At 54.5% G+C, this 12549-nt stretch carries 11 protein-coding genes; 6 read left to right on the forward strand and 5 right to left on the reverse strand.

Features of this window, described 5'->3' with window-relative positions:
* Window positions 1-74: 74 nt before the first annotated feature.
* The 3 genes from ppa to AC1VYI_RS22115 all read left to right on the forward strand — a co-directional run bounded on the left by ppa (window position 75) and on the right by AC1VYI_RS22115 (window position 1878).
* Window positions 75-605 (forward strand): inorganic diphosphatase, encoded by a 531-nt coding sequence (gene ppa, locus AC1VYI_RS22105; protein WP_010427397.1) that lies wholly within the window; start codon window positions 75-77, stop codon window positions 603-605.
* A 221-nt stretch (window positions 606-826) separates the two neighbouring features.
* A complete protein-coding gene (locus AC1VYI_RS22110) occupies window positions 827-1411 on the forward strand; it encodes a hypothetical protein (protein ID WP_045402311.1) in 585 nt (194 codons plus the stop codon).
* A complete protein-coding gene (locus tag AC1VYI_RS22115) occupies window positions 1408-1878 on the forward strand; it encodes a hypothetical protein (protein WP_045402308.1) in 471 nt (156 codons plus the stop codon). Before AC1VYI_RS22110 ends, AC1VYI_RS22115 begins: the two co-directional genes overlap by 4 nt.
* 315 nt (window positions 1879-2193) lie before the next feature.
* On the opposite strand, the gene AC1VYI_RS22120 is transcribed toward AC1VYI_RS22115, so the two are convergent.
* From AC1VYI_RS22120 to tamA, 3 genes are read right to left on the reverse strand one after another with little or no spacing between them, the layout of a single operon-like run.
* Window positions 2194-2538: a gamma-glutamylcyclotransferase family protein gene (locus AC1VYI_RS22120; RefSeq protein WP_014830431.1), complete on the reverse strand. Its 345-nt coding sequence runs from the start codon at window positions 2536-2538 to the stop codon at window positions 2194-2196.
* 2 nt (window positions 2539-2540) lie between these two features.
* A complete protein-coding gene (tamB, locus tag AC1VYI_RS22125) occupies window positions 2541-6317 on the reverse strand; it encodes an autotransporter assembly complex protein TamB (protein ID WP_226483405.1) in 3777 nt (1258 codons plus the stop codon).
* Window positions 6314-8047: an autotransporter assembly complex protein TamA gene (gene tamA, locus AC1VYI_RS22130; protein WP_126303708.1), complete on the reverse strand. Its 1734-nt coding sequence runs from the start codon at window positions 8045-8047 to the stop codon at window positions 6314-6316. The genes tamB and tamA overlap by 4 nt, the downstream gene beginning before the upstream one ends.
* A gap of 223 nt (window positions 8048-8270) precedes the next feature.
* Here tamA and msrA point away from each other — a divergent pair, with 223 nt between their 5' ends.
* Together msrA and paeA are read left to right on the forward strand one after the other, a co-directional pair.
* Window positions 8271-8912 carry a peptide-methionine (S)-S-oxide reductase MsrA gene (gene msrA, locus AC1VYI_RS22135; protein ID WP_134866862.1) on the forward strand — a complete coding sequence of 214 codons (642 nt, stop codon included), beginning with the start codon at window positions 8271-8273 and terminating at the stop codon, window positions 8910-8912.
* A gap of 253 nt (window positions 8913-9165) precedes the next feature.
* Window positions 9166-10503 (forward strand): polyamine export protein PaeA, encoded by a 1338-nt coding sequence (paeA, locus tag AC1VYI_RS22140; RefSeq protein ID WP_023310162.1) that lies wholly within the window; start codon window positions 9166-9168, stop codon window positions 10501-10503.
* Between the two features lie 70 nt (window positions 10504-10573).
* Here paeA and AC1VYI_RS22145 read toward each other — a convergent pair whose 3' ends face one another.
* Window positions 10574-10780: a DUF1107 domain-containing protein gene (locus AC1VYI_RS22145; RefSeq protein WP_008501430.1), complete on the reverse strand. Its 207-nt coding sequence runs from the start codon at window positions 10778-10780 to the stop codon at window positions 10574-10576.
* A gap of 324 nt (window positions 10781-11104) precedes the next feature.
* Here AC1VYI_RS22145 and AC1VYI_RS22150 point away from each other — a divergent pair, with 324 nt between their 5' ends.
* A complete protein-coding gene (locus AC1VYI_RS22150; protein WP_023310161.1) occupies window positions 11105-11662 on the forward strand; it encodes a YtfJ family protein in 558 nt (185 codons plus the stop codon).
* Here AC1VYI_RS22150 and cysQ read toward each other — a convergent pair.
* Window positions 11656-12396 (reverse strand): 3'(2'),5'-bisphosphate nucleotidase CysQ, encoded by a 741-nt coding sequence (gene cysQ, locus AC1VYI_RS22155; protein WP_023310160.1) that lies wholly within the window; start codon window positions 12394-12396, stop codon window positions 11656-11658. The two genes, AC1VYI_RS22150 and cysQ, sit on opposite strands and share 7 nt — an antisense overlap.
* Window positions 12397-12549 lie beyond the last annotated feature (153 nt).

Below are 12549 nucleotides of genomic sequence, written 5' to 3' on the forward strand. Positions count from 1 at the left end.
CAGGCGGAGACATTCAGCGCGAGTTGGCTATAATACCTGCCACTTGTTTACCATCCATTTTAAAGGACACCGACATGAGCTTACTCAACGTCCCAGCGGGTAAAGAACTGCCAGAAGACATCTACGTAGTTATCGAAATCCCGGCTAACGCAGATCCGATCAAATACGAAGTGGACAAAGAGAGCGGCGCCCTGTTCGTAGACCGTTTCATGTCTACCGCGATGTTCTATCCGTGCAACTACGGTTACATCAACCACACCCTGTCTCTGGACGGTGACCCGGTTGACGTGCTGGTCCCAACGCCATACCCACTGGAGCCAGGCTCCGTCATTCGCTGCCGTCCAGTTGGCGTGCTGAAAATGACCGACGAATCCGGTGAAGATGCGAAGCTGGTTGCGGTACCGCACACCAAGCTGAGCAAAGAATATGATCACATCAAAGATGTGAACGACCTGCCAGAACTGCTGAAAGCGCAGATCACTCACTTCTTCGAGCACTACAAAGACCTCGAAAAAGGCAAGTGGGTTAAAGTTGACGGCTGGGACAACGCGGAAGCGGCGAAAGCAGAAATCATCGCCTCTTTCGAACGCGCTGCTAAGAAGTAATTCTTACTGCTGTTATGAAGGCCCCGCGAGTCGGGGCTTTTTTATTTCCCTGGTTAAAAGCAGTATAAACGGATTTTTTAAGAAGAATCCCATTCCTTTTGGTCAGGGTATTAAAAACAAAAAAGACACCCTATCATTTATGGTGGGAGTGGTTGAATAGCCTGGCTGTTAATAACATACTGTCATGATGAACATTAATCCCCATTCATTTTAGGATTCATATGTCATCCATTAACATTGATGTTGCCCGCCCAACTGGAATTTATTTTATCATTGAACGACTGTATTCCCGCGATGGCCTTATGCCTTCTGTTGGGGAAATCAGCCCCTCTTTGACACAGGTGCACCGTACCGTCATTCAGCTAAAACGCAAGCAAGATATGTTTATGGATGGTGTTAAGGTCATCCCTAAAGATATTACCCTTTGGCAACAGATAAAATATATTACAGGTTCAAAAGTAACGACCAAAGATACAGATGCGTTAGTGTATACGACCGATTTTATCGGCTCCCTTGTTGCCACAACGCCTTTAGGTAATATTGAGCATGAAAATATTCCTCGCTTCCTCACGACAGAGTCTATCCACTCTCTTCCGCAGGCGGTGAGTTATGGGCGTGATCCCATCCCACAAGTTCTTCTTTATGGTCGTAAGGATATTGTCTTCTTTATGGACAATGGTGGTAAAGGTACGCCAACTGCTATTGCAAAATATAACCACAACACTCGTGATCTTGCCATAATCAAAGATCAGCTAGAAGCCAGTAAAACGATGAAGGAACTGCTATCTAAGGGAGCAAAATTATGAGTAAGAAAAGACATATCGTGAGTCTATTCGTCCTTATTATTGCCGCCTTTATCTTTGGCAGAAGCACGTATAATGAATACCTCGCATGGTACTATGGAAGCGATAATTTAATATTCAGCGAAATAAATAGCTCCTTACTATCCAGTTTATTTAACGGACTTTACTTCGCTCTATCATCAAGCATTATTTATGCGTTACTCACTCTATTAAAAAGAATTCCCAGAAATATCGTCGTTTCTTGTCTGCTGCAGTTCTGTATTAACATCGGGCTATATACGCTTTTTGTTGCAGTAGATAGAGGATATAGTAAGTTGCATACGTTAGGCTCGGGTGCTACTGATATCACCCACGGCTATTTTTTAGGGGCGTTGCTGACGAGCACACTCCTGACCGTCGCGATCGTGAGCGTTATACATGCTAAGTTTCTTTCTTCAAAGCATAAAGATGGGCTACATAAAGGCGTTTGACTGTTACGGCAAAGACAGCAAATGGCAGTATCTCTGCATCATGACATTCCAGCTTGCCTGGTTTTTGTTTTACTTATGGCTCCCTTATCGAAGCGATTATGTGATTCTGCTGTTTTTACTGTTTTTTCTGCCCGTCATTTCAAGCAATACACGGTGCATAAACTACTATGGCCGTTCACGAGCCTTGTGTTTTTTATGGCTTATTGCCCCGTACATCATGCTGTTCGTTCCTCTGTTTTTAACCCGACGCCGGGATACAGAAGAGAATTGAAAGAATAAAAAAACAACGCCACCTCACGGTGGCGTTGTTTTTTTTCAGTACTGGTCTCTGTCTAACCAGTTACCGCTTACAATCCGCGTTAACCCTTCGACCGGACGCTGGTAGACGTACATCCACGCACTTCCGTACGGCGTCTGGATCAACTGGCGTGCGTATTCACCGCCCCTGGTGCGCAAGGCATCAAGTTCGGCAAGCGTCGCGTTATCAATACGATAGACTTCACCCTGTACTGTTCCTTCGCCCGGAACCGCGCCTGGATAGTGGCCCAGGCTGTACAACTGGTAGTTCTCGATATTGTAATTCCCCAGCAGCAGGGCATTGGTCATCCAGTGACTGTTGCCTTGCTTGGTTCGTAAACTGCCGTAGACAAATATTCGCATTGCTAAAACTCAAACTGATAGAGCAGATCAAGTGCCTGGTCTACGCCGGACACTGCTTCCAGATATAGCTTGGGCATCAGGCGATAGCGTAACGTGAGAGTTGCCAGTGAGTCAAAGATCCCCACACCATATTTTACCTGCAGACCCGGCAGTACATAGCCGCTGACCACCACCTGCGAGGAGTCACCCACCCCCTGGGTGTCCAGCGCCAGATTGCTTACGCCGAACGTCTCGCCGATTTTACCCACAACCTGCCCACTTTGTGCAACCCCCAGACCCACTAACATCGAGGTCATCGCCGCGCTGTCGCTTTGTCCGCTGTCCAGACCTTGTCCACGCAGCAGATAAGAGAGAGCTTCCTGCTGCGACATCGCCGGGTCAGAGAAGATCTCCGCCTTCGGCTCGTCGGCGGAACCGGTGACGCGAACGCCAGCAATGACGTCGTTTTCCGTCGCTTCCGGGTTACGAATCGCTTCGATGTTCAACAGGGGCTGATCCGGTGGACCGGAGAACAGCAGCTCGCCTTTGCGCACAATCAGATCCTGACCATAGGCGTGGAAACGCCCTTCAGGAATATTGATCTGCCCGTTCAGGCCAAGCCCTTGTTTATCCTGCGCCACTTTCAGATCGCCCGTGAGCCTCGCCTTCAGCCCAAACGCATCCAACCGCACGTTATTCCCCACGTGCACGATAAGGTTGCTATTAATCGGTATGCCCGCGCTCTTCTGTTCTATAGGTTTCAGATTTTCATTGAGCATAACTTCATCACTTGAGACGCCGACCGCGCTTTCCGGCACGTCGTGAACTACGATGCGCGCCCACGGCACGTCGACGCGTCCGTCAAGCGTGAAGAGGCTTGGCGTGGCTTCAAAGACCACATCAGGCGAGACGTCCAGGCGCACCATCGGCGGTACGGTGATGCGCACCTTGCTGCCCTTCGCGGCAATACGGGCGCGCCAGTTGTCGAGCTGGCTCCAGTCCGCGTCGCCGCTCAGGTTGATTTGCCCTTGCTGCGTCAATACCGAGCCGCTCAGCGTCGAGCTCATGCCGTTGAAGTTCATCGCTATCTGGCTGGGCTGCATGTCAAACGGCATGAAGTTGCCGTCGATATCCACGCCGCTGAGCCGCATCTGACCGAACAGCTGCGGGCTTTGCACGTTACCTGCCAGGCGCAGGTTAGCGTTCAGCATACCCTCCGCTTTTTCCCCGCGCGCGAAAATCGGGTTCACCATCGCCAGGTTGAAGTTACGGACGTTGACGTTGCCGCCCAGATTACGTCGTCCCTGCGGATCGGTAATCTGGACCTGCCCGTCCAGCTGACCGTTGTTGGTCAGGCGGATCGTCCACCCCAGCTGTGCGCGATTGTTATGCAGATCGGCACTCAGGTTCAGGGTGTCGAAAGCCACCGGCAGCGGCGCGTCGTTGACCTCCTGCGTCACCTTCACGTTACGCCCTGACAGCGTGACGCTGCCCTGCGGCAGCCCCTCTTTGGTAGTGTCCCAGGCCACATCGGCTTTCCCGCTGAAGACGCCGCTGGCCTGGGTTGTGTCCGGCATAAACGGCTTCAGCATCGCCAGATCGAAGCGATTGAGGTTGATCTGCGCGCGCCCTTCCGCACCCGCATCGATGGTCTGCGGCACGCACAGCTCCGCATTCGGGTTGGTCCAGCAGTGTGGCCCAATGCTGATCTTCTGCTCGGCATTGCGGTAGTCGAGGGCAATGGATCGCGAGAGCGCCAGCGGCCCGACCGGCGTATTGAAGCGGGTGTTGTCCAGCGTCCCTTTCCAGCGTTCTTCCTTGCGGTCGAAGCTGCCGGTGAGGTGAAGCTGGCCGGAGACCGGCTCGCCCTGCACGCGCAGCTGGAGGTCGTGCTGCTTCTCGTTCCCTTTGGCGTCCAGGGTGACCAGGCTAATGTTCACGTCCGGCTGAGAAATGCGCTCCACGCGCAGGTTCAGGCTACCGCCGATCTGATCGGTGGATTTCACATCCCCTTCCACGCGGACGCGGGCAACGCTCAGCTCCTGCCAGCGCAGGTTATTGGCGGTAATGTCCGCCAGCAGCTGCGGTGCCTCCACCGTACCGCGCACTTTCACGAGACCTTTCGCCGTGCCGCCCAGACCCGGCAGGGCGTTGTCGAGATTCGGCGCGTCGATGGTGGCGTCCAGGTTGAGATCCTTCACCCCCAGCTCGCCTTTGATATCCGCCGTGTTGCGGCCCAGCGCCACGTGCAGCCCTGGGATAACCCACTGCAGATAGCTGTTGCCTTTTACCGAGCCTTCAACGTTAACCTTGTTCTGCTTCACGTTCCCGGTGAGCTTGATTTCCGGCACGTCCATCTGCCACGTACCGCCGTACAGGCTGCCGCGGGTTTTAATCAGGCCATCCAGCTTCGACGGCCAGTCCGGCACCTCTTTGGCGGTGTTAATGCCCGTCAGCTTCAGCTCGCCGCGCCAGCTGATCGCCTGCTGCCAGTCAAGCAGCGCGGTCAGCTCGGTTTTACCTTCCAGCGCCGCGACGGTCAGCTTGTCGAGGTTGACCTGCTGTTCGTTGCCCTTCGCATCCAGCGTGATGTTCGCGGGCGGCACGCCCTGCCCCTTCACGGCGGTGCGGAACGAGAGCGTGTAGTCGGTCATCTTGCCGCTCAGCTTCAGCTTCAGGTCATCGGCCTGGAACTGCTTTTCGCCGGTGAACGGCCAGTAAAGCTGCTTGCTGACAACCTCAAGATTGAGCGGCAGCCCGGCTTCCGCCAGCTGCGTTTGCGCGCGCAGGACCATGTCCACCGGGCCGGAGAGATTCACCCCGACGTCCAGCTTGTCGCGCAGCGCCCCGCCCACTTTGACCTTCACCTTTTCGCCTTTCAGCGGATCGATGTTGAGGGCACTGTTAAGCGTAATGTCCACCGGCCAGTTGTCGCGCAGCAGGGCATTCCCTGACGCATTCACCGAGCCCTGATTGGTGTCGATATCCAGCGCGTCGAGCTTCATGTTGCCGTCAATGCTGCTGACTTTCAGCAGCATGTTATAGACCGTCAGATCGGTATCGCCGGTCAGGCGCAGCTGCTCGCCTTTGAACTCCTCGATGTTGAGATTCAGTGGCAGATGAACGTCGGTCATTTCCGGCAGCACAGGCTTCGAGAAGAGAGCTTTCAGCGTTTCGCCCAGCGGCTTTTCTTCCGGCTGCGGGTTCTGGATCTTCGGCTCGACGATCTCTTCCTGCGCCACGTCTGCCACCTTCGGCAGCGCGATCAGCAATCCCTGCAGGGACGTCGGCGTCAGGGTGAGGTTTTTCTCCTGCCAGCGCAGGCCGGAGGTGAAATCCATCACGGACACGGTAGTGTCGTCGATTTTGATATTGACGTTATCGAGCGCGACCCGATAGAGCGCGATCGGGTACGGCGTGGAGAGATTCAGCGGGCCGCTGTCCTCCTCCTCGACCGGCGCAGGCTTCGGCATTTTTTTCGAATCTATCGCCACGTTGACGTCTTTTAGCGACAGATCGTTGACGCAGAGCTTGCTGTCACGCAGGCAGCCCAGCTTCACCGCCAGGTGGAACTCCCCGGCGTTCACCGCCACGCCCGGCTGCTCGTAGCGGATGTTCTTCAGACGCAGATCGCGCCAGCCGCCCGTTACCTGGCCAATCTCCAGCCCCGGCACCCAGCGGTTCGCAGCGTTAAACAGCAGATGTAGCCCGGTCGTCGTTCCCACCAGAAACGCCACCGTACCGAGCAGCAGCACGATAAAAATCAGCACCCCGAGGCTTATTTTCTTCCATAAACTCATAATTCAGGCCCCAGACCGATGTAAAACTGTAATCCGTGTTCATCTTTGTCGCCGACAGGCACGGCGAAGTCGAGCTTGATGGGTCCGACTGGCGACTGCCAGCGTACGCCCACGCCCGCGCCGGTTTTAAAGTCGCTGCGGCGGATATCGTTCACCGCTTCACCGCCGTCAACAAACATGGCGCCCCACCACTTTCCGCTGACGTTGTACTGATACTCCAGCGATCCGGTCGCCAGTTTTGACGCACCGGTCAGCTGGCCCTTTTCGTTCTCAGGTGAGATCGATTTGTACTTATACCCACGAATGCTGCGATCGCCCCCGGCGAAGAAGCGCAGATCCGGCGGAACGCGCTCGAAGTCTCCCGTTTCAATCCAGCCGAGATTGCCGCGCATCACAAAGCGGTGTTTGTCATACAGCGTGCGGATCCAGACGTTTTGCGCCTGCAGGACGGAGAAATCCACGTCGGAGCCCCAGGCGGAGTTGGAATAATCAATAGAGTAGCGCTGTGAGTCGCCCCAGGTCGGCATCAGGCCCCCGCGCGAGCGGGTACGGCTGATCATCACGCCTGGATAAAGCAGCATGGTGGTATTGGTGACGTTGGCCTGGGTAAAGTGGTCCAGGCTCCAGCGCAGGTTAATGGCGCGCTGCCAGCCGCTGGAGAGATCCCAGAAGCGGGAGACCGCAAGCGTCGTGGAGTCCTGCTTGGTGTCGTTCAAGTCGGTGCGCTTAAAACCGCCCTGCAGAAGGTAATATTGCTCAAGCGGATTTTTCAGCAGCGGCATTTTGTAGCTGAAATCCAGCTGCTGCTCGGGTGCAGAGAGGCTCAGGCTGGTGGTCAGGCTGTGACCGTACGAGTTCATCCACGGTTTTTTCCACGAGGTTCTCACGCGTGGTCCAACATCCGTCGAGTAGCCAACACCGGTCTCAATGGTGTTCTCGGTGCGCGGCGAGACAACGCCATGCAGCGGCAACACCTTCGTTTTGCGAGACTTATCAAATTCCGGTGCGACAACCACGGAGTTAAACCAGCCGGTAGCGGAAAGACGACGGTTCAGTTCCGCCAGGTCCCTCGACTGGTAGTAATCCCCTTTTTTGAACGGCACGAGGTTTTGCAGATACTCTTCACGAATTTGCGAACCTTCAAACGTGACATCGCCAAAACGGTAGCGTTCTCCGCTGTCGTAGTCGATATCCCAGAAGGCCTGCCGCCGATCCAGCGCAATCCCCAGCTGGCTTTTATTGAACTGGCTGTCGAAGTAGCCCTTACGCAGGGAAACGTTCGTCAGCTCTTTTTTGAAATGGTCGTAGTCACCGTGGTTAAGCACGGTACCGATTTTCGGCCGCGTGCTGAGCAGGTCCAGGTAATCCCGGTCGGTACGCGCCCCGCCGCGCAGGATGACGTTCGTACCGCCAATCAGTACCGGCTCACCCGGCGAAACGCGGGCAATAAGGACCTGACGCCCCTTCTTTGGCGGCGGGCGAAGATCGAAATCAATGGTGGGTTCGTAATACCCCAGCGCTTTCAGCCCTTCACGGATCGCATCATCCACGCGCGCGCGAAAACGCCGGTCCGGCGTCACCTCATCACTCTGGATGGTCGACAACTGCGCACGCACGTTTTTTTGTAGCGCCCCGGATAACCCCTCAACCTGCAAACGGACATTCGCCGCGCTGGCAATCCCGCTTGTCAGCAACACACTGACTAAACATAACTGGCGGATTTTTGTCACGTTTTCTCCTGAATATCCCTGTTTCCACCCTGGAAGCAAATGAAGTGCCGCTCCGCGGCAAAATACGGCCTGTAGCCAAAAACCCGAATCGCGGGTTGAAAATGGGTGTAACACCCAAATATTTCTTATGATTAAATCTAGACTGATTCAGCGCATTTATTGTGTTCAATTAAACGCTTCGTGACAACCTTAACTGAAACATCGCACCCCGGGAGGCCCCATCGTGAGTTTATTCGACAAAAAGCATCTGGTTTCACAAGCTGATGCATTACCGGGACGCAACACCCCTATGCCTGTGGCGACCTTACACGCCGTCAATAACCATTCCATGACCAACGTGCCGGAGGGAATGGAAATCGCCCTGTTCGCCATGGGCTGCTTCTGGGGCGTTGAGCGCCTCTTCTGGCAGCTACCCGGCGTTTACAGCACGGCGGCTGGCTATACGGGCGGCTACACGCCGAACCCTACCTATCGCGAAGTCTGCTCCGGTGAAACCGGGCATGCGGAAGCGGTGCGCGTGGTCTATGACCCTGCGGTAATCAGCTACGAACAGCTGCTGCAGGTCTTCTGGGAGAACCACGACCCGGCGCAGGGCATGCGTCAGGGCAACGACCACGGCACACAGTACCGTTCGGCTATTTATCCGCTCACGCCCGAACAGGATGCCGCCGCGCGCGCCAGCCTTGAGCGTTTCCAGCAGGCCATGCGTAAAGCGGGCGATACGCGCGAGGTGACGACCGAAATCACCACCGCGAAACCGTTCTACTATGCCGAGGACGATCACCAGCAGTATCTGCATAAAAACCCGTACGGCTACTGCGGTATCGGGGGCATCGGCGTCTGCCTGCCGCCACAGCTGGCCTGATACCTACCCAGCGCCACGCGAGCCGCGTGGCGCTCAAAGAAGCGACAGCGTTGTCTCATAGCTTAACATCCATCCACCAGCCGCCCCCGCCAGCCATCTTCGCCAAATTGTGACCTCTGGCAGATTTACATCTCTTTACGCTATACTACCCGCTGAAATAATCGGCTCAACGCTACGAGCTGATTTTCAATGTGTTTTCACACAAATGGTATCAACTCCCCTTCTGAGGATCTGGCGATAAGCCGGATAAACTATGTTAAACAGTATTTTAGTAATACTTTGTCTGATTGCCGTCAGCGCGTTTTTCTCGATATCTGAGATCTCGCTGGCCGCGTCCCGTAAAATCAAACTGAAGCTGCTTGCCGATGAAGGCAACATCAATGCCACCCGCATCCTGAAAATGCAGGAAAACCCCGGGATGTTCTTCACCGTGGTGCAGATTGGCCTCAACGCGGTCGCCATTCTCGGCGGTATCGTGGGTGATGCGGCGTTTTCCCCGGCGTTTTATAGTCTGTTTGTTAAGTACATGTCCGTTGAACTGGCCGAACAGCTCAGCTTTATCCTCTCCTTCTCGCTGGTAACCGGCCTGTTCATCCTCTTTGCAGACCTGACCCCGAAACGCATCGGTATGATTGCGCCAGAAGCTGTGGCTTTGCGTATCATCAACCCGATGCGCTTCTGTCTGTACGTGTTTCGTCCGCTGGTGTGGTTCTTCAACGGCCTGGCGAACGTGATTTTCCGCATCTTTAAGCTGCCTATGGTGCGTAAAGACGACATCACCTCTGACGACATCTATGCCGTAGTGGAAGCCGGCGCGCTGGCCGGGGTGCTGCGCAAGCAGGAGCACGAGCTGATTGAGAACGTGTTCGAACTGGAATCCCGTACCGTACCGTCTTCCATGACGGGCCGTGAAAGCATTATCTGGTTCGATTTACATGAAGATGAGCAGAGCCTGAAGAACAAAGTGGCGCAGCATCCGCACTCTAAGTTCCTGGTCTGTAATGAAGATATTGACCACATCATCGGTTACGTCGACTCCAAAGACCTGCTGAACCGCGTGCTGGCAAACCAGAGCCTGGCACTCAACAGCGGCGTGCAGATCCGCAACACCCTGATTGTGCCGGACACCCTGACGCTCTCAGAAGCGCTGGAAAGTTTCAAAACCGCCGGGGAAGACTTCGCGGTTATCATGAACGAATACGCGCTGGTGGTGGGTATTATCACCCTGAACGACGTGATGACCACGCTGATGGGCGACCTGGTTGGCCAGGGGCTGGAAGAGCAAATTGTTCAGCGTGACGATAATTCATGGCTGATTGATGGCGGCACGCCGATTGAAGACGTAATGCGCGTGCTGGATATCGACGAGTTCCCGCAGTCCGGCAACTACGAGACCATTGGCGGCTTTATGATGTTTATGCTGCGTAAGATCCCGAAACGTACCGACTCGGTGAAGTTCTCCGGCTACAAGTTTGAAGTAGTGGATATTGATAACTACCGCATCGACCAGCTGCTGGTGACGCGCATCGACAACAAACCGACCGTACTGGTGCCAAAGCTGCCGGACGCGGAAGAGAAGGTTTCGGCGTAAAATTCGGGCCCCACAAACATCAACGGCTCCCATTGGGAGCCGTTTTTTTAACTACTGCATAGCACGTTGGTTAAGCCATCTCAGTCTGCAGACGCATAACCTGACGGTTGACTTCGGACATCACAGACAGGTGCTGTTTGTCCTTCACTTTTGGGACAAGGATCTTGCCCTTATCAAACTCAAAAGCGCCAACATCCTTGATATACAACCGTCCACGGAACAGGATCTTCACGTACTTCGCCACCTGAAGCGGGTTGTAGCGTTGGAAAATTTTCATTCTTGTATCTCCTGCGAATCATACGCTCTTGCGGTGCCACAATCGGCCCGACTGTCCTGAGCGCAAATTTTAATGCCCAATGACTATAGACCAGAACTACGGTGTTACCCAGTGTGCATAAGTTTATTTACCGTTTGATTACAATTATTCAGAATAATCTTTGCAAAGCGTGACCGGGCGCAGTATAAGCCGTCGTTTTTTCATGGATATGTGCGTTCGCCCGCAAACTGGCATCCGGATTGCGGGAAAACCACATTGATCGCACTTATGATTAAAAGCGCAAGACCAAGTGGTCGGATCACCTGCAAACAATAAGGAAACGCCATGACCCTACGTAATATCCTTGCAGCAGCCTGTCTGCTGCTGCCCCTGTGGGCTTCCGCTCACAACATTGAAAAAGGACAACGTGTACCGCCAGTCGGCATTGCTGACCGGGGAGAATTGATTCTCGACAATGATAAGTTTAGCTACAAACCCTGGAATAGCGCGCAGCTCGCGGGCAAAGTGAGAGTTGTACAACATATTGCCGGTCGTACATCCGCAAAAGAGAAAAATGCCAACCTGGTGGAAGCGATCAAGGCCGCAAAATTCCCTCACGACCGCTACCAGACGACCACCATTGTTAACACCGACGACGCCATTCCGGGCTCCGGAATGTTTGTGCGCTCCAGTCTTGAGAGCAATAAAAAGCTCTACCCGTGGTCGCAGTTTATCGTCGACAGCAACGGCGTAACCCGTAAGGCCTGGCAGCTGGAGGAAGAGAGCTCCGCGATTATCGTGCTGGATAAAGAGGGCCGCGTACAGTGGGCGAAAGACGGCGCGTTAACCCAGGAAGAGGTGCAGCAGGTTGTCGACCTGCTGCATAAGCTGCTGGCTCAGTAGATAGAGACGCGGAAGCCGGGGTTGAGGAAGGATTCACGCGGGGTATAGTCAAGCGGCTTGCCCTGCCAGTCATGAACATGCGCCCCGGCGGCCGCGGCAACGGCATGACCTGCCGCGGTATCCCAGACGTTGGTTGGCCCAAAGCGAGGGTAGAGCTGCGCATGGCCTTCCGCCACCAGGCAGAATTTCAGCGATGAGCCAATCGAGGTGGTTTGGTGTTCACCCAGCTGCTGCAGGTACTCCTGCAGTTCGCTGTCGCTGTGCGAGCGGCTAATCACCACCAGCGGTGGACGCGCATCGCGCACCTGGATCTGCTTGCGCACGCCGCACTCTTCCTTCCACGCCTTCCCTTCTGCAGCGCTGTACATCACCTTCATTACCGGCGCGTAGACCACGCCCAGCACCGCTTTGCCCTTCTCAATCAGGGCGATATTGACGGTGAATTCACCGTTGCGCTTGATGAACTCTTTTGTCCCGTCCAGCGGATCGACCAGCCAGTAGCGCTGCCAGTGCTGGCGCTCGTCCCAGCTTTGCGGCGCTTCTTCTGACAGAACGGGGATGTCCGGCGTTAAGGCCTGTAACCCTTTCAGGATCACCTTATGCGCCGCGATATCCGCCGCCGTGACCGGAGAGTCGTCGGCTTTGCTGACCACCTCCATAGGTTTACTGCCGTCATATACCTGCATGATGGCATCTCCCGCATCCCGTGCGAGCTGACAAATTTTATCTAGCATTTTCCACCTCTTTGTTAACGCAGTGAGGTTAACTCTTTGTTTTAGTTATATCGTAATGTGAACAATTCCGCTATCTGTGAAGCAATTCCGGTTTCAGGTTACTTTTTTCTGTCAGGATTCACATTTCTGTAAGCAACAAGCTATAGATACATA

It is taken from the genome of Enterobacter sp. QK-SA4 (assembly GCF_056856775.1).

Bases quoted from the DNA above. Each gene is read 5' to 3' on its own strand.
- AC1VYI_RS22145 (WP_008501430.1), bottom strand. From the start codon at position 10,780: ATGAAAATTTTCCAACGCTACAACCCGCTTCAGGTGGCGAAGTACGTG.
- AC1VYI_RS22120 (WP_014830431.1), bottom strand. From the start codon at position 2,538: ATGCGAATATTTGTCTACGGCAGTTTACGAACCAAGCAAGGCAACAGT.
- ppa (WP_010427397.1), top strand. From the start codon at position 75: ATGAGCTTACTCAACGTCCCAGCGGGTAAAGAACTGCCAGAAGACATC.
- tamB (WP_226483405.1), bottom strand. From the start codon at position 6,317: ATGAGTTTATGGAAGAAAATAAGCCTCGGGGTGCTGATTTTTATCGTG.
- cysQ (WP_023310160.1), bottom strand. From the start codon at position 12,396: ATGCTAGATAAAATTTGTCAGCTCGCACGGGATGCGGGAGATGCCATC.
- paeA (WP_023310162.1), top strand. From the start codon at position 9,166: ATGTTAAACAGTATTTTAGTAATACTTTGTCTGATTGCCGTCAGCGCG.
- AC1VYI_RS22150 (WP_023310161.1), top strand. From the start codon at position 11,105: ATGACCCTACGTAATATCCTTGCAGCAGCCTGTCTGCTGCTGCCCCTG.
- AC1VYI_RS22110 (WP_045402311.1), top strand. From the start codon at position 827: ATGTCATCCATTAACATTGATGTTGCCCGCCCAACTGGAATTTATTTT.
- AC1VYI_RS22115 (WP_045402308.1), top strand. From the start codon at position 1,408: ATGAGTAAGAAAAGACATATCGTGAGTCTATTCGTCCTTATTATTGCC.